Annotated in this window: 18 protein-coding genes and 3 tRNA genes; 12 read left to right on the forward strand and 9 right to left on the reverse strand. The window is 70.1% G+C overall.

Annotation, left to right across the window (positions count from 1 at the left end):
* Positions 1-8: 8 nt before the first annotated feature.
* From WMR31_RS06180 to mobA, 3 genes are read right to left on the reverse strand one after another with little or no spacing between them, the layout of a single operon-like run.
* Positions 9-995, reverse strand: a complete 987-nt coding sequence (locus tag WMR31_RS06180; RefSeq protein ID WP_340537907.1) for an NAD(P)H-quinone oxidoreductase — start codon at positions 993-995, stop codon at positions 9-11.
* A complete protein-coding gene (locus WMR31_RS06185; protein ID WP_340537908.1) occupies positions 992-1345 on the reverse strand; it encodes a DUF6457 domain-containing protein in 354 nt (117 codons plus the stop codon). Before WMR31_RS06185 ends, WMR31_RS06180 begins: the two co-directional genes overlap by 4 nt.
* 46 nt (positions 1346-1391) lie before the next feature.
* The gene (gene mobA, locus WMR31_RS06190) at positions 1392-1973 is read right to left on the reverse strand and encodes a molybdenum cofactor guanylyltransferase (protein ID WP_340537909.1); all 582 of its coding nucleotides are present in this window, start codon (positions 1971-1973) and stop codon (positions 1392-1394) included.
* A 95-nt stretch (positions 1974-2068) separates the two neighbouring features.
* Between mobA and WMR31_RS06195 the strand changes: the two genes are divergently transcribed.
* The 3 genes from WMR31_RS06195 to WMR31_RS06205 all read left to right on the forward strand — a co-directional run bounded on the left by WMR31_RS06195 (position 2069) and on the right by WMR31_RS06205 (position 4384).
* Complete coding sequence (locus tag WMR31_RS06195) at positions 2069-2854, forward strand: carbon-nitrogen hydrolase family protein (RefSeq protein WP_340537910.1); 786 nt, start codon at positions 2069-2071, stop codon at positions 2852-2854.
* 68 nt (positions 2855-2922) lie between these two features.
* The gene (locus tag WMR31_RS06200; RefSeq protein WP_340537911.1) at positions 2923-3945 is read left to right on the forward strand and encodes a hypothetical protein; all 1023 of its coding nucleotides are present in this window, start codon (positions 2923-2925) and stop codon (positions 3943-3945) included.
* Between the two features lie 351 nt (positions 3946-4296).
* Positions 4297-4384 (forward strand) — tRNA-Ser (locus tag WMR31_RS06205).
* Between the two features lie 18 nt (positions 4385-4402).
* Here WMR31_RS06205 and WMR31_RS06210 read toward each other — a convergent pair.
* On the reverse strand, positions 4403-4810 hold the full coding sequence (locus tag WMR31_RS06210; protein ID WP_340537912.1) for a hypothetical protein: 408 nt from the start codon (positions 4808-4810) through the stop codon (positions 4403-4405).
* 121 nt (positions 4811-4931) lie between these two features.
* Here WMR31_RS06210 and WMR31_RS06215 point away from each other — a divergent pair, with 121 nt between their 5' ends.
* The 3 genes from WMR31_RS06215 to WMR31_RS06225 all read left to right on the forward strand — a co-directional run bounded on the left by WMR31_RS06215 (position 4932) and on the right by WMR31_RS06225 (position 5895).
* On the forward strand, positions 4932-5408 hold the full coding sequence (locus WMR31_RS06215) for a hypothetical protein (protein WP_340537913.1): 477 nt from the start codon (positions 4932-4934) through the stop codon (positions 5406-5408).
* A gap of 90 nt (positions 5409-5498) precedes the next feature.
* Positions 5499-5589 (forward strand) — tRNA-Ser (locus WMR31_RS06220).
* Positions 5590-5754: 165 nt separating this feature from the next.
* Entirely contained in the window at positions 5755-5895 is a 141-nt protein-coding gene (locus WMR31_RS06225; RefSeq protein WP_340537914.1) for a hypothetical protein, read from the forward strand.
* Positions 5896-5914: 19 nt separating this feature from the next.
* Here the strand turns inward: WMR31_RS06225 and WMR31_RS06230 are convergent, their stop codons facing one another.
* Both WMR31_RS06230 and WMR31_RS06235 read right to left on the reverse strand, forming a co-directional pair.
* The gene (locus WMR31_RS06230) at positions 5915-6928 is read right to left on the reverse strand and encodes a LuxR family transcriptional regulator (protein ID WP_340537915.1); all 1014 of its coding nucleotides are present in this window, start codon (positions 6926-6928) and stop codon (positions 5915-5917) included.
* Between the two features lie 162 nt (positions 6929-7090).
* Positions 7091-8929: a phosphoenolpyruvate carboxykinase (GTP) gene (locus WMR31_RS06235; protein ID WP_340537916.1), complete on the reverse strand. Its 1839-nt coding sequence runs from the start codon at positions 8927-8929 to the stop codon at positions 7091-7093.
* 304 nt (positions 8930-9233) lie between these two features.
* On the opposite strand from WMR31_RS06235, the gene WMR31_RS06240 reads away from it, so the two are divergent.
* The 5 genes from WMR31_RS06240 (at position 9234) to WMR31_RS06260 (ending at position 12768) form a co-directional block, all read left to right on the forward strand.
* Positions 9234-11084: a phosphoenolpyruvate carboxykinase (GTP) gene (locus tag WMR31_RS06240; RefSeq protein WP_340537917.1), complete on the forward strand. Its 1851-nt coding sequence runs from the start codon at positions 9234-9236 to the stop codon at positions 11082-11084.
* Positions 11085-11156: 72 nt separating this feature from the next.
* Positions 11157-11229: transfer RNA gene (locus WMR31_RS06245), tRNA-Arg, on the forward strand.
* 148 nt (positions 11230-11377) lie between these two features.
* Positions 11378-11884, forward strand: coding sequence for a helix-turn-helix domain-containing protein (locus WMR31_RS06250; protein WP_340537918.1), 507 nt, complete (start codon positions 11378-11380; stop codon positions 11882-11884).
* The gene (locus WMR31_RS06255) at positions 11881-12447 is read left to right on the forward strand and encodes a DUF6036 family nucleotidyltransferase (protein WP_340537919.1); all 567 of its coding nucleotides are present in this window, start codon (positions 11881-11883) and stop codon (positions 12445-12447) included. The genes WMR31_RS06250 and WMR31_RS06255 overlap by 4 nt, the downstream gene beginning before the upstream one ends.
* A 123-nt stretch (positions 12448-12570) precedes the next feature.
* Positions 12571-12768: a hypothetical protein gene (locus WMR31_RS06260; RefSeq protein WP_340537920.1), complete on the forward strand. Its 198-nt coding sequence runs from the start codon at positions 12571-12573 to the stop codon at positions 12766-12768.
* A gap of 192 nt (positions 12769-12960) precedes the next feature.
* Here the strand turns inward: WMR31_RS06260 and WMR31_RS06265 are convergent, their stop codons facing one another.
* The gene (locus WMR31_RS06265) at positions 12961-13539 is read right to left on the reverse strand and encodes an Lrp/AsnC family transcriptional regulator (RefSeq protein ID WP_340537921.1); all 579 of its coding nucleotides are present in this window, start codon (positions 13537-13539) and stop codon (positions 12961-12963) included.
* A 184-nt stretch (positions 13540-13723) separates the two neighbouring features.
* Between WMR31_RS06265 and WMR31_RS06270 the strand changes: the two genes are divergently transcribed.
* A complete protein-coding gene (locus WMR31_RS06270; RefSeq protein WP_340537922.1) occupies positions 13724-14059 on the forward strand; it encodes a hypothetical protein in 336 nt (111 codons plus the stop codon).
* On the opposite strand, the gene WMR31_RS06275 is transcribed toward WMR31_RS06270, so the two are convergent.
* Both WMR31_RS06275 and WMR31_RS06280 read right to left on the reverse strand, forming a co-directional pair.
* Complete coding sequence (locus WMR31_RS06275) at positions 14056-15096, reverse strand: 3-isopropylmalate dehydrogenase (protein ID WP_340537923.1); 1041 nt, start codon at positions 15094-15096, stop codon at positions 14056-14058. The two genes, WMR31_RS06270 and WMR31_RS06275, sit on opposite strands and share 4 nt — an antisense overlap.
* A gap of 11 nt (positions 15097-15107) precedes the next feature.
* Positions 15108-15872: a FadR/GntR family transcriptional regulator gene (locus WMR31_RS06280; RefSeq protein WP_340537924.1), complete on the reverse strand. Its 765-nt coding sequence runs from the start codon at positions 15870-15872 to the stop codon at positions 15108-15110.
* Between the last annotated feature and the right edge of the window lie 94 nt (positions 15873-15966).

Below are 15966 nucleotides of genomic sequence, written 5' to 3' on the forward strand. Positions count from 1 at the left end.
CACCCCACTTACAAGGTGAGCACGATCTTGCCGGTGTGACCGCCGTCGTCCATCCGCTCGTGGGCCGCGGCGACGTCGTCGAGCGGCAGCACCTGGTCGATCACCGGGCGGATGCTGCCGTCGGCGATCAGCGGCCAGACGTGCTCGACCACCGAGGCGCAGATCGCCGACTTGTCGCCCACCGGCCGCCCCCGCAGGGAGGTCGCGATGACCGCGCCGCGCTTGGCGAGCAGCCGGCCCAGGTCGAGCTCGCCACGGGCACCGCCTTGGAGGCCGATCACCACGAGCCGGCCCTCGGTGGCCAGCGCCGCGACATTGCGCGTGAGGTAGCTGCCGCCCATGTTGTCGAGGATGACGTTGACGCCGACGCCGCCGGTGGCCACGCGGGCGACCTCGACGAAGTCCTCGTCGCGATAGTTGATCGTGACGTCGGCACCCAGCTCGGCGCACAGCGCGAGCTTCTCGGGCGAGCCGGCCGTGGCCAGCACCCGTGCCCCGAGCGCAGTAGCCAGCTGGATCGCGAAGGTGCCGATGCCGCCGGCGCCGCCCTGCACCAGGATCGACTCCCCGCGCTGGAGACCGGCCACCATGAAGACGTTCGACCAGACCGTGCAGGCCACCTCGGGCAGGGCCGCGGCGGTCACGAGGTCGACGCCCTCGGGGATCGGCATGACCTGGCCGGCCGGCACCGCGACCAGCGAGGCGTACCCACCACCGGACAACAAGGCGCACACCTCGGCGCCGATGGCCGGACCCTCGTCGTCGGCGAGGTCGGCGCCGCGAGCGACGACGGTGCCGCTGCATTCGAGCCCGATCGTCTCGCTGGAGCCCGGTGGGGGCGGGTAGAAACCGCGCCGCTGGAGCGTGTCCGCGCGGTTGACCGCGGTGGCGGCGACCTTGATCAGCACCTCGCCCGGGCCGGGCTCCACGTCGGGTACCTCCCCGACCGAGAGGACCTCGGGCCCGCCGGTCCCGTCTGCGATCACGGCCCTCAACGCACGCCCTCCCGGTCGTCGTCGAGCTCGGCGTCGACGACGTCGGAGCTGTGGTCGATGCCCCGGTCGTCTGGGATCTCGTCGTCGACGTCGTCGGGATCGGGTGCCCCGGCCGGGCGGTCCCAGTTCTCGGCCAGCGTCTGGGCGCGTGCGGCCAGCTTCTCGACGGTCTCGGGGGTGGCCGCGCTCGTTGCGGCGGCGAAGCCGAGCAGGTAGGCGGTGACCGGGCCGGCGACCGGGTCGACGTTGTCGTGGGTCAGCTCTGCCAGGTCGTTGAGGAGGCCCTCGTCGACCTCGGTCTCGATCTCGAGGACGTCGCTCAGCTCGTCGATCCAGTCGTGGAGGTTCACGGCCTTAGCGTCTCGACCCGGACGCGGCTGCGCAACCCCGAGACCCTCAGTCGTCGTCGTGCCCGGCCAGGCGGTCGAGGTCGGACCAGGTGTCGACGTCGAGGTGCTCGCCTCCGGTCGCTGCCACCTCCACCAGGTCCAGTGGCGCGAGCAGGCGCCACAGAGCCAGGTCGCGCCGAGCATCGGCCTCGGGAGCGATCTGGCCCAGCCGTGCGGCGTCGAGCACCAACGCGAGCTGCCGACGCCCGTCGGGGCCGGTCAGCACCGAGCCGTCCCGACCGCGGGCCGCGACCCGGAGTCGGTCGATCGTGGCGGCACTCACCTCGGGCATGTCGACGGCGAGCACGGCCAGGGTCTGGGGGCTCGGCGTGCACTCCAGTGCGGCGGCGCCGGTGAGCAGGGCGGCCGCCGGCCCGGCGTAGCGTGGCTCCTCGACGACGAACCGCACCGACGCGGGCGCGGAGCGGGCCTCCCCGACCACCACCACACCGCAGGCGCCCTCGACGGCGTCCAGCGCACGGTCCAGCAGCGAGCGGCCGCGCAACTGGAGTGCAGCCTTGTCGGCGCCACCGAGTCGGCGGCCCCGGCCACCGGAGAGCACCACTGCCCCGAACGGCGCGAGATCCATGGCTCGATCCTCGCACCGGGACCGGGTCCACGGCCGGGGCGCGTGCGGTCAGCCGGTGGCCCGCGGCGTCCAGGGTCGAGTGGCAGGGTGGACCCATGAACTCCGAGGCCACCCCCGCCGAACGACTCCGCCTCGCGCTGGTCCAGCAGGCCGCCGGGCTCGATCCCACGGCCAACCGGCACCGGCTGGCCAAGCTGACGCCAGAGGGCGTCGACCTGGTGATCTGGCCGGAGGCGACCGCGCGTGACTTCGGAGAGGCCGGATCCGACGTCAGCGCGTACGCCGAGCACGTGACCGGCGAGTTCGGCACCGAGCTCGGCCGCGTCGCCGAGGCACGTGACACCACGATCGTGGCCGGCATGTTCGAGGTCAGCCACGATCCCGCGCGGCCGTTCAACACGCTCCTGGTGCGGGGCAAGGCCGCCGCGTCCTACCGAAAGATCCACCTCTACGACTCCTTCGGATACAAGGAGTCCGATCGCCTGAGCGCCGGCGACGCGGGTCCGGTGGTGGTGACCGTCGACGGCTGGTCGGTCGGCCTGATGACCTGCTACGACCTGCGTTTCCCCGAGATGGCACGACTCCTCATCGACGCCGGGGCCGAGCTGATCGTCATCCCGGCCGCCTGGGTGGCCGGTCCCCGCAAGGTCGAGCACTGGCGGACCCTGGTGCGGGCCCGGGCGATCGAGAACACCGTGTTCGTCGCGGCTGTCGGGCAGCCGGGGCCCCGCTACACCGGGCACTCGATGGTGGTCGACCCGCTCGGCGACGTCCTCGTGGAGGCCGAGGACGAGCCGGCGGTGCTGGAGGCCACCGTGACGCGCGCCGCCCTGGAGGAGGCGCGTCACACCAACCCCTCGCTCGCCAACCGGCGTCTGTAACCTCCTCGGTTGTGTTCGGAGCCCGTCGTACCCGCGATCACGCCGCGGGCGAGGAGTCTGATCCCCCGGTGACCGATCGACCGACGCTCGCCGAGCGCTGGGACCGGCGCGTCGCCGCGCTCGCGGCCTCGCGGCTGCCGCTGGGCACGTGGAGTGTGCTCGTTCTGGCCGGCGTGGCCGCGCTCGTGTGCGCGATGGTGCCGGTCGGACCGGACTGGCTGGGCGCCGCCGGCGCAGTGGTCATCGCCTCGGCCTACTCCTGGGCGCTCGCCGCGCGGACCGGCGGCCGGGCGGTCGTGTTCGGAACGCTCGCGGCGCTGATCGGGACCGCCGCCGTCGTCATCGACCTCGACGAGCTGCGCACCGGCGCCGCGGTGCTGACCTGCTCGGTGAGCGCGGTGCTCGGCGTGATGGCGACCAAGCCCGCGGTGACCTTCCTCCGCACCGTCCGCGAGTGTGTGATCGCGGTGCTCATCGCCGGGGTGGGAGCGCTGGCCACGGTGGGCTTCGAGCCTGCGATCGCGGTGACCCGGTTCGAGTACGCCACCCTCGGCCTGGCGGTCGTGGGTGCCTTCGCCGTCGTCTTCCGCCTCGGCGCGGGGCTGCACGGCCTGGGGCGTCGGGGTCTGGTCATCGTCGTGATCGGCGGCCTCGTCCTCGCCCTCCTCCTGGCCTACGCCGAACTGCTGCGGCGTTACGGCACCAACGACCTGGTGAGCTCGCTGCTGGACCTGGTGCGGTGGAGCCGCGACCACCTCGGGGCCTTCCCCCGCCCCATCGTGGCCATCCTGGGCATCCCGGCCCTCGCCTACGGCTGCCACATGCGCGCGCGGCGGCGGCAGGGCTGGTGGGTGTGTGCCTTCGGCGCGGCGGCCACGGCGGCGGTGGCCAGCTCCCTGGCCAACCCCACCATCTCCCGCACCGAGAGCCTCCTCTCGCTGGTCTACGGGCTCCTGATCGGCCTGGTCCTGGGGTTCGTCCTGATCCGGCTCGACCTCTTCTTCACCGGCTCCCGCGGACGCCGCAGCCGGGGTGCCGAGGAGGCCGCGGCGCTGCGGCCCGAGCCACCCCGTACCGCGCCGCTCCTGTGACCTTCGGTGGGCACCCCGGGCGGAGGTTGAGCAAGCGAGCGCTCGTTGATTGATCGAACCCCGGCGACCGTGGCTGCCAGAGTTTCCGAGGTCGGTTGGGAGGGTTTCGTCTCGCCCGTCGCGGCTTCGTTCCTCAGCCGCGGGGATCGCTCAACCTCCAGCCGCGACGGATCTGCTCCTTCGTCGCAGCTCCTGCGGCCGGAGGTTGAGCAGAGCGCAAGCGAGCGCCGACGAAACCCCGGCAACCGGCACTGCCAACCGTCCCCCGCACGCCACCCGTGGCTGGCCGCTTCGCTGCGACGCCGGGCGCCCCGCATAGAATCGGCGCGGTCCGCGACTCGTCGCGGGCACGGAGGGGTGCCGGAGTGGCCGATCGGAACCGCCTTGAAAGCGGTCGTAGGGAGACCTACCGCGGGTTCGAATCCCGCCCCCTCTGCCAGCGGGCACCAGCCGGCGCCTACTCGGAGCCGCCCAACTCGAGCTCGACGTCGTCGTAGGCCAGGTCGTGCACGCGCTGTACGTGATGACCGACGTCGGCGACGACGCGGGCCACCTCGGCGCGGACGGCGCCCACCTCGGGATCCTCGATCACGCGGGTGCTGAGCTCGTGGAGGCGGCCGAGCAGCACGTTGCGCTCACGGAAGGCGGTGCCGCCACGGGCCGCGAGCCAGCCGTTGCCCGTCACGTCGCGGCCCGGCTCGGCGGTGAGCGCGTCGCGGACCGCGACGACCCGCTGACGCATGGTCCAGCGCCACGAGGCTAGGGCGGGCCCGCTGGAGCGGGGGGCCTCGTTCGCCAACGCCAGCGCGCGCAGCGCGGCCGCCATCCGTGACCTCGACGGGCGTGGCTGGGCCGGAGCGGTCACGGCGCCTCCTTTGTCTAGGTCCTCACCCGAGCATGACGGGCCGACCCCGCCACGGCAAGGGCGAGCGTCGAGGGCACCGGACCGGTTCGGTCGATCCGCACCGATGCGGGACAATGGCGGGGTGAACGGCGTCAGCGATCCCCACTCCTCGCGACTGCGGTTCTATCGACTCGCGCCGACCTTCGCCGCCCGCGTCGTCGGGCTGGGCTTCGTCGTCGTCGCGATCCTCACCTTCGGCTACGCCGCGGCGGCCTTCGCCTGGTCGTGGCCGGCCGACGTGATCCTGCTCGTCGCCGGGGTCGGACTGGCGATCGTGCTCGTCGTCGCGGCCTGGCTGCGCAGCCGGGCCTACGTCGTCCGGCTCGACGACCTGGGCTACGACGTCAGACTCGTGCGTGGCGTCGGGGTGGCCACCGGCCGCTGGGAGGACGTCGTCGAGGTGGCCGCCGCGGACCCGCGCGGTGTCGCCTGCCTGGTCCTGCACCGGCGCGACGGCACCGCGACCTCGATCCCCGTGGAGATGATCGCGGCGCCCAGCGACAGCTTCGCCGACGACGTCCGGGACCGACTCACCCGGGCCGCCGGCCGACGGGACTAAGACGCATCCGCCCTGGTCTGGGCAACCGATTGGCCCCGGATCCGTCGGGCCTTGTAACCTGACCCTGTCGCCTCGGCCACGAGGTGACAAGGAGGCGTCGCCTAGTCCGGTCTATGGCGCCCGCCTGCTAAGCGGGTTGAGGGCTTCAACCCTCTCGCGAGTTCAAATCTCGCCGCCTCCGCCGTTGTGACCGCCGCCAGCCTCGCGCTGGCGGCGGGACCGGCTTGCCGGCAGTGCCGACGGTTTGCCGCGCCCGGTGACGGGTAATGAACTCACAGCGACGCACCCAGCACCGGGCGCGCCTCGTACAGCCCGGCAGGTTTCGACGCGGAAGTTGGGTCCCCCCATGAAGGTTGCTCGCCAGATCGGCCTGCTCGTCGCCTCGGCCGTCCTCGGCATCTCGCTGGCCGCGGCGCCGGCGCCGAACGCCCACGCGGGCGACTCCAGCTGGGGCTGCGGCGGCAGTTGCCGGCCCGACGTCCCCTGAGTCGCCGGCCGCTGATCGCTCACTCGACGTCGTCGGGGGCGTCGTCCGCGGGGCCGCCGCTGTCGCCGCGCAGCCCCATCGCGTAGCCGAGCTGGAACCGGGTCTCGGCCTCGTACTCGGTCTTGAGGTCGGCGACGTAGCCGGCGTAGGTGCGCGGACTGACCCCGAGGCGCTTGGCGCTGACCGGATCCGAGTGCCCCTCCACCAGCATCCGGATCGTCATGGCTCGCTGCTCGGCGGCGATGCCCTTCAAGGTGCCGGACTCGCGGTTGGTGAAGGGGCGCCCGCGCGCCCACGTGCGCTCGAAGATGTCGACGAGGTAGGCCACGATCGACGGCTCGCGGATCGCGATGGCGGTGCGGAGGTCATCGCCGGCCGGGATCACCGCGACCCGGCGATCCACCACGATCATCCGGTTGAAGAACTCGTCGAGGGTGCGGACCTCGGCGCCGCGCTCGGTGACGGCCGCGACGTACTTTCCGGTGAAGGTGCTGCGCCGGGCGCTGTGCTGGTAGAGCGTGCGCATCTTCGTGCCGCGCTCCAGCATCGCGATGTCGCGGGTGGCCGCGGCGGCCAGTGAGGCGGCGTCGCGTCCGGTCTGCGGCTGCGCGGTGAGCATCTCCTCCTCCGCCTCGGAGACGATCCCGGCGATGAACTGCGCGATGCCATTGGAGTGCAGGTAGGTGAAGGGCCCGCGCGCCGTCGAGAGCGGGGAGCGGCGCCACGACTGGCTCAGCGCACCGAACGCCTTGGCCCACTCCGAGGACTCGGTGAGCAGGTCGGCGGCCTGCTGGCTCAACGGCGAGACCACTCGCGACTGCACCGACGCCGGGTCCTCCGGCACCCACCGCTTCTCGTCCTCGTCGTGCTGCAGCAGGCCGAACTCGACCAGGAGGTCGAAGGCCGGACGCTCGGGTGCGTCGTCGGCCAGGCGCGGGTCGTCGTCGGCGATCGCCTCGGCCGCGACGATGTCGTCGTACAGTTCGGCCGCCGCGCCCTGGAAGAGCGCGCGCTCATCGCGACCGTAGGTCATGGCGTCGCCTCACCTCCCCCGATCGGGGCCCCGGCGGGACCCGACGACGTCACCTTAGATGAGTGATTCCACGGGATCGTTCGAGGACACCGCAGCCCACCAATGGCAAAGGTCCGGGCCGACGAGAGTCGGCCCGGACCTTCGAGCGATACGCGGTGTCGATCAGCCGTCGAGGCGGGCCTTGAGTCCGTCGAGCTCGGTCCAGAACACGGCGGGCAGGTTGTCGCCGAACTTCTCGAACCACTCCTGGATGAGCGGGATCTCGGCGCGCCACTCCTCGGCGTCGACGGCGAGGGCGGCCTCGAGGGCCTCCTCGCTCATGTCGAGACCCTCGGTGTCGAGGGAACCCGGCGCCGGGACCCGGCCGATGGGCGTGTCCACCGCGGCGGACTGGCCGTCGATGCGCTCGACGATCCACTTGAGCACCCGGCTGTTCTCGCCGAAGCCCGGCCACAGGAAGCCGCCGTCGTCGTCGCGACGGAACCAGTTGACGTAGAAGATCCGCGGCAGCTTGGCGGCGTCGTTGTCCTTGCCGATGCCGATCCAGTGGTTGAAGTAGTCGCCGGCGTTGTAGCCGATGAACGGCAGCATCGCCATCGGGTCACGGCGCACGACGCCGACCGCGCCCACCGCGGCGGCGGTGGTCTCGGAGGAGAGGGTGGCGCCCAGGAAGGTGCCGTGGGCCCAGTCGCGGGCCTCGAACACGAGCGGGACGGTGGTCTTGCGGCGGCCGCCGAAGAGGATCGCGTCGATCGGGACGCCGCGGGGGTCGTCGTACTCGGGCGCGAGGATGTCGCACTGCTTGATCGGGGTGCAGTAGCGGCTGTTCGGGTGGCTGGAGAGCTCCTCGGAATCGGGCGTCCACGCCTCGCCCTTCCACGAGGTCGCGGTCGCGGGCTCGTTCTCCAGGCCCTCCCACCACACGTCGCCGTCGTCGGTGAGCGCGACGTTGGTGAAGACCGAGTTGCCCTTGTTGATGGTCTTCATGGCGTTGGGGTTGGTGTGCTCGTTGGTGCCCGGCGCCACGCCGAAGAAGCCGTACTCGGGGTTGACCGCCCACAGCCGGCCGTCCTCACCGATCCGCATCCAGGCGATGTCGTCGCCGAGCGTCTCGACCTTCCACCCGGGGATGGTCGGCTCGAGCATGGCGAGGTTGGTCTTGCCGCAGGCGCTCGGGAAGGCCGCGGCGATGTACTTCACGACGCCCTGCGGGCTGGTGAGCTTGAGGATGAGCATGTGCTCGGCGAGCCAGCCCTCGTCGCGGGCCATCACACTGGCGATGCGCAGCGCGTAGCACTTCTTGCCGAGCAGGGCGTTGCCGCCGTAGCCGGAGCCGTAGGACCAGATCGCGCGCTCCTCGGGGAACTGCACGATGTACTTGGTGTCGTTGCACGGCCACTTGACGTCGGCCTCGCCCTCGGCGAGCGGGTGGCCGACGGAGTGGATCGCCTGCACGAACGGCGCGTCGAGCTCGGTCATCCGCTCCAGGACGTTGCTGCCCATCCGCGCCATGACCCGCATCGAGGCGGTGACGTAGGCGGAGTCGGTGAGCTCGATGCCGAACATCGGCTTCTCGGCGTCGAGGTGACCCATCACGAACGGGATGACGTACATCGTGCGGCCCTTCATGCAGCCGGCGTACAGCCCGCGCATGATGTCCTTCATCTGGTTCGGGTCCATCCAGTTGTTGGTGGGCCCGCAGTCCTTCTCGTCGACCGAGCAGATGTAGGTGCGGTCCTCGACGCGCGCGACGTCGATCGGGTCGGAGGCGGCGTAGAACGAGTTGGGCTTCTTGGCCGGGTCGAGCTGGGTGAACGTCCCGGTCTCGACCAGCGCGGCGGTGAGCTGGTCCCACTCCTCGTCGGAGCCGGTGCACCAGTGGATGGCGTCGGGCTGGGTGAGCTCGGCGACCTCGGTGACGAAGTCGATGACGCCCTGATGGGTCGTGGGGTACTCCGAGGTGGCGGTGGTGCGGTCCTGCGTGGCGGTCGTGCCGGTCACTGTGGTCCCTCTCGCGCGGTTCGCAGACCTCCGGGAGGACCCAGGAGGCCGGCCGTCGAGGCGCTTCGACGGCGGGTGGTGGATCGAGCGGATCGCTGGCGTCGTTGCTGGCGAGTGCGGCGAAGGTATCCCGGCCTGCGCCGTCCACATATTGGATCGATCAACGACCTGTGGTCGCGGTCACACCCGCGCCGCGCCGGGTCCAAATCAGGGGATGCGATGGATCGATCCAACGCGTCAGGCTGCACGGCGTCGGTAGCGTGAGGCCGCATCACAGGCGGTCGAGGGCGGAAGGGCGATGGGGATGGTCGACGACAAGCTGGAGCGGATCCTGGACGAGGCGGGGGTGCGCAACCCGCACGTGCGCGACTACGTGGCGCACTGGGCGGCGATCACCGAGCCGGATCGGGTCGAGGTGGTCGACGCCGGCGACGATGCCCGGCTGGTCGCCGAGGCCCTCGACGCCGGCGAGCTGCTGCCGGCCGGCGAGGGCCGCTACTACTCCCGCAGCTACGTCAAGGACACCGCGCGCTCGGAGGAGCGCACGATCGTGGCGACCAGCGACCCCGCCGACCGTGGCGTCTACAACAACTGGCACGACGGCGAGGAGATGACCGCCGCGCAGGTCGAGCGGATGCGCGGGCAGTCGCGCGGCAAGACGATGTACGTCGTCCCGTACCTGATGGCACCGCCCGGCTCGCCGCTGGCGGCCTACGCCGCCGGTGTCGAGCTCACCGACAACCGCCCCGTGGTCCTCCACATGATCCGGATGGCCCGCGTCGGCGTCGCGCACCTCGAGGCGCTGGAGGATCCGGCCCACTTCGTGCGCGCCGTCCACGTGACCGGCGACCTGCCCAACCTCGGCCAGGGCACGCCGGAGGACCAGCGCTACTTCGTCACGGTGGCCGACCGGCGCACGATCCTGCACTTCGGCTCCTCCTACGGCGGCAACGCGCTGCTCGGCAAGATCGCGCACGGCCTGCGGCAGGCCTGCTACGACGGGCGCGCGTCGGGGCGCTTCCTGGCCGAGCAGTTCATGCTGCTCGGGATCACCGACCAGGAGACCGGCAAGCGCTACCACGTGTGCGGCGGCTTCCCGAGCGCCTCGGGCAAGACGAACCTGGCGATGACGCTGTCGCCCGACGCCCTCGGCGATCGCTACCGAGTCGACTTCTACGGCGACGACATCGCCTGGCTGTGGGTGGGCGAGGACGGACGTGTTTACGGGATGAACCCGGAGAACGGCGTCTTCGGCGTCGCCAAAGACACCAACGAGCACACCAACCCCACTGCGCTGCGCTCGATCGAGCCCGGCACTGGCGCGATCTTCACCAACGTCGCCTACAACCCGACCACCCAGGAGGTCTGGTGGGAGGGCAAGTCGGCCAAGCCCGTCGACGTGAGCGGCTGGGAGGACTGGACCGGTAAGCCGATCGCCGACCGCGAGCCCGGCGACGACTCGCCGTGGGCGCACCCCAACAGCCGCTTCACCACCACCCTCGCCAACGTGCCGAACATGGCCGACGACTACGAGGCGCCGGCCGGCGTCGCTATCGACGCGATCATCTTCGGCGGCCGCACCAGCGACCGCGAGCCCCTGGTCCGGGCGATCACCGACCTCGCCGAGGGCGTCTACGACGGACTCACCCTCGGCGCGGAGGCCACCTTCGCCGCCGACGGGCTGGACGGCCAGCTCCGCTACGACCCGATGTCGATGCGTCCCTTCATGGCCTACGGCGAGGGCGACTACGCCGCCCACTGGCTGCGCATCCTCGGCGCCGCCACCGTGCAGCCGATCTTCGCGCACGTGAACTGGTTCCAGAAGGACCTCGACGGCGACGGCCACTTCCTGTGGCCCGGCTATCGCGAGAACCTCCGCGCCCTGCTGTGGCTGATGCGCTTCCGCGACGGCGAGGTCGCCGGCCGCCCGACCCCGGTCGGCGTCGTCCCCGCCGAGGACGAGCTCGACCTCACCGGCCTCGACCTCCCCCGCGCCGACCTCGACCGCCTGCTCGGCATCGACGTCGTCCGCTGGCGTGAGGAGATGGGCTTCCGCGAGGAGCACCTACGCCAGTTCGACCGCCTCCCCGAGGAGATCTGGGCCGCCCACCGCCGGGTCGCCGCCGCCCTCGACTCCGCTCCTGACGAGACCTGAGCGGGCCTGATTAGGCCCGCACTCGGGCTGTCTAGTAACCTCTCCGGGTCGCCACGCTCCGCGCGGCGATGGGCGCCTGTAGCTCAACGGATAGAGCATCTGACTACGGATCAGAAGGTTTGGGGTTCGAATCCCTACAGGCGCGCAGCGCAGCCACGACCAGGCCCTCGGCGTCCATGCCGAGGGCCTGAGCCGTTCTCACGGCCTCGTCAAGATTCAACTCGACGGCAGGACGGCTGCCGATTCGCCGGTCCAGGTTGTGTTTTTGGCGTTTAGACACCACAATCTGGCTCATGACCAACAACCGCGACCTCCTGAGCACCGGCGACGTCGCCAGTCGCCTCGGCGTGTCGCGCCAGCAGGTCGTGAACATGTGCGACCGCGGCGAGATCAAGCACGTCATGGTCGGCAAGCATCGTCGCATCTCGACGCGTGAGGTCCACCGCATTCTCGGCCACTCGATGACGCGGGAGCAGGAGAAGTCTCTGTGGCTGCACCGCGCGCTGATGACGCCCTTGCTGACGGCTCCCCAAGAGGTCATCGACCGCGCCTTCGAGAACATCACCCGCTGGAAGAGCGAGCATCGCTCGGACGGCATGACGGTGCGTTACCTCAACGATTGGGAGCAGATTCTCGGCCAGGGCCTCGACGCGGTGATGGAGACCATCGTTTCGCCGAGCCCGGAAGCGTGCGAACTGCGTCAGAACACTCCGTTCGCCGGAGTCCTCGATGACGCAACTCGACTGCAGGTGCTGCGGACGTTCAAGGATCACTGGAACCGCGAGCACCAACCCGCGTGAACCGTCAACAACTCGCAACCATCCTGCGAGCGGCTTGTCAGATCGTTGACACTCCCGAAGTGCTCGTCCTCGGATCTCAGTCCATCCTCGGCGCCTTCGATGAGGAAGACTTGCCACCGGAGGCGACTGCCTCGATGGAAGCCGACATCGCATTCCTCGACGACCCTGACCGTTCCAAGGCCGACCTCGTCGAGGGCGCCATCGGGGAACTGTCGCCCTTTCATGACATGAACGGTGTGTATGCCGAAGGCATCTCGACCGAGACCGCAATCCTTCCCGATGGGTGGCGCGACCGGCTCCACACATGGGGTCTCGCCTCCTCTGCGCCAGCGCGGCCACTGTTCTTGGAGCCGCACGACCTGGCGGTCGCCAAATTGGCGCGCCTGGAACCGAAGGACCGCGACTTCGTCGATGCGCTCATCCGGGCGGACATGCTCGACGTGGCCACGTTGCGGGAACGCGCCGCAGCTATCGCAGAGGACAAGAAGCCCGTACGCCTCGACCGGATCCATGGATTCCTCGACCTCTACGACCGCGGCGCAGGTCGCCCCAATCCAGGTTGAACCCAGCCCGGCGCCATTCGTCAGATGCAGCCACGCCGACCAAGAGACCTTGGACACGGCCGAGGGTGCCGAGCATGCGGGACGGCACCCTGACCAGGGTCCTCGTCTAACCAAGGAGGCCACGTGTTCCCCGACTCGCTTCCATTGCTGCGTACCGGAGTCGTCGGCAACTTCCAATCGCTGGTCGACCCGCCACTCGGCGAGTACATCGATGGCCACATTCAGCTCGGCCCCGACGGAGCCGTTATCGCCGTGTCGCCCGGGACGGACGACGACCCGGGTGCCAGCTGGCTTGAGAAGCCGACAGCCAAACCCACGTAGACGAGCCCTTCGAACGTGACCGGCTCCGACTTGGGGCGAGCGGTCGGCGAGGGCGCTCTGACCTGCCATTTTGTCGGTATTGGCGTGTCGACCTCAGGCGTGCTGGGTCGGCTCCGGGCGTGATGTAGAAACCCTACGAATCAGAAGGTTTGGAGTTCGAATCCCTACACGCGCGCAACGCGGAACCGCAGGTCAGGACTCTGGCCTGCGGTTCCGTCGTTCCGCCCCGGAGGTCGAGGCGCCGAGACGTGACTCCCTACCGGGATCGCTCGTCACCGCCGGCGTCGAGCGCCCCCACCCAGCGCGCGCGGTCACCTTCTCCAGGAGTGGCTGCACGCGGTGCGGCACGGGCGTTGCGACGGTGAAGGTCGAGGTGGTCTTGCGGACCCCGTCGATGGACACGATCTGGGCGGTCAGGGACTGGAGCCCCTCGAGCGAGGCGATGGCCACGCGGACGAGCAAGTCCTCGCGGCCGGCCTGGATGCTGACCTCGAGCACCTCCGGCAGCGCCCGAAGGCCGTCCACGATCGATGCCATCACGCGCTGGTCGATCTCCAGTGACACCAGCGCGTGGACCGCGAGTCCTACTCTCTCCAGGTCGATCACGGGCCGATATCCCTGAAGCACCCCCTCGTCCTCGAGCCGGCGGAGCCGCTGCTGCACGGTCGCCCGGTTCACCCCGAGCGCTCCCGCGATCTCGGCGACGCCAGCGCGGGCGGTGGCCTCGAGACGTCCGAGGATCTCGACGTCGAGGCGATCGATGGGCGTCAAAGCGATCAGCTCCGAATCATCCGCGGGTACTCCAACTAAGCGTAGCGATTAGTTGTAGCAGATGTAGTTGTCCTGAATGATCCGCCGAATCAGACTATGACTACCGTTGATTGTAGCTGGACTGCACACGGGCTCCGGAGGTCGAGTAGATCTGCTCGTGCCTCGGAGTCGGCAAGGAGAGTCGATGACCACCCTCAGTGACACCCGCGCCCAGTTCGACCGACCCGACTTGCTCGCCGGGATTCCGGTGGAGCACCCGGCGAGCGCGGTCCACCAGGTCCGCGTCGCACTCACCCACAACGACCGCTCGACGCTGCTGGCCCTCGCCTCGGCGCTGCACCGGCGCGGAGTCGAGGTCGTTGCCGCCGAGCTGGTGCCGGGTGCCGACGCCCCCACGTTCTCGGCCACCTTCCTGGGCACGAGCGCGCAGGCGGACACTGTTCGCCTCTCGCTGGAGGGCCTGATCGATGTGCTCACCGCCGAGCTCGTCGACGAGTCCCCTTCCGCCTTCTCGGACTAGGCCAGGTGGGCGAGGACCTCGTCGCCGAACGCGGCGGTCACCATCGGTCGTCCGTCGGCAGCGAAGACCTCGATCGCCGCGGCCACCGCCTCCTGGCAGCTGCGGGCGGACGCCTCGAAGCCCAGGTGGTCGAGCATCATGCCTGCCGACAGGATCGCCGCGGCCGGGTTGGCGATGCCCTGGCCGGCGATGTCGGGGGCGGAGCCGTGGATGGCCTCGAAGAAGCTCGGGGCCGAGCCGTCGAGGTTGAGGTTGCCGCTGGCCGCGGTGCCCAGGCCTCCCGACACGGCGGCACCGAGGTCGGAGATGATGTCTCCGAACAGGTTGTCGGTGACCACGACGTCGAAGCGCTCGGGCCGCTGGACGAGGTGCAGGGTCATCGCGTCGGCGTGGACGTAGTCGACCTCCACCTCGGGAAATTCTTCACCGATCTCCTCGACCGCTCGCGACCACACCAGGCCGGCCTGCACGATCACGTTGGTCTTGTGGCACAAGGTGAGCCGGCGGCGCCGACGCATTGCGAGCTCGAAGGCATAGCGAACGCAGGCATGGGTGGCCGCGGCTGTCGTGACCGCAGCGTGCACGGCCACGGCGTAGGGGGTGCCTTCGGCGGTCATCGTGCCGTCGGCGGTGTACATCCCTTCGGTGTTCTCGCGTACGACGACCAGGTCGCAGCGGTCCGGTGTCAGGCCCGCGATCGGGCTGGTGGCCCCGGGGTAGAGCCGGATCGGGCGGACGTTCACCGACTGGCGGAAGCTCATGCGCAGCTTGAGGATGAAGCCCCGTTCGAGGATGCCGGGCGCCACCCGAGGGTCGCCCATCGCGCCGAACAGCAGCGCGTCGGCGCCCCGGAGCCGGTCGAGGGACTCATCGGAGAGGGCCTCGCCGGTGGCCAGGTAGTGGGTGGCGCCGAACGTCTCCTCGGTCAGGTCTAGCGCGAGGCCGTCGCGCCGATCGAGGTGCTCGAGGACCCGCACCGCCTCGGTGGTGACCTCGGGTCCGATCCCGTCGCCGGGAATGACTGCGATACGCGGCACGTCTGCTCCTGTCACGCGTTGGTGTCGGGGGTGGAGTGGATCAGCAGCAGCTCCAACCGGCGCTGCTCTTCGGCGTCGAGCAGGTCGCGGTAGAAGTCGTAGAGGGTCTGGCGCGCGATCGCGGAAGCGCGTGCGCCGTCGCGGTCGGCGATCGCCTCGATCAGGGCGTCGTGGTGCTCGACGAACGAGGACCACAGTCCCTGCTCGGTCTCCGCCTGGTGGTAGGCCGACATCATCAGGTCGACGATGAGGTCGGAGATCACGGTGTTGACCAGAGTGAGGAACGGGTTTCCCGAGGCGTCGGCGATGGCTTGATGGAACTGGACATCGAGTCGGGCGAAGCGGTCCTCGTCGCCCGGCTCGGTGGCCCGCATCGCCTCGTTGGCTTCGCGCATCGCTTCGAGGTGTTCGTCGGTCCGCAACTGGGAGGCCAGGAAGTTCGCCGCGCTGCCCGCGATCATCCGGTACTGCACGAGCGCGCCGAGACTGATCCCCTGGGTCTGTACGAAGCCGCTCATCATGCGGAGCAGGCCCGCCTGATTCGATGCCGAGACCTTGGGGCCGAGCGGGCTGCCGGGGGTGGTGATCAGCAGCCCCATGCTCTCGAGGATGCGCAGCGCCTCGCGAACCGAAGAGCGCCCGACCTCGAACTGCTCGACCAGGATCCGCTCGGACGGTAGGTGGTCACCCGGCTTGAGTTCACCGGAGTAGATGGCTTGCTCGATCTGTTCGACGACCCGCTCGAATGCGCGCGAGCGCCCCACTGGCTTGAACATGCTCGGCCTTCCCTTCGTTCCGGGCCCCGTAGACCTCGCGGCCATTCTGATCGAACAGATCCTTGCGATCTGCATCACTCTCGGTGAGACTAAC

The sequence above is a fragment of the Nocardioides epinepheli genome, from assembly GCF_037936805.1.
In the GTDB taxonomy this organism is placed as follows: domain Bacteria; phylum Actinomycetota; class Actinomycetes; order Propionibacteriales; family Nocardioidaceae; genus Nocardioides.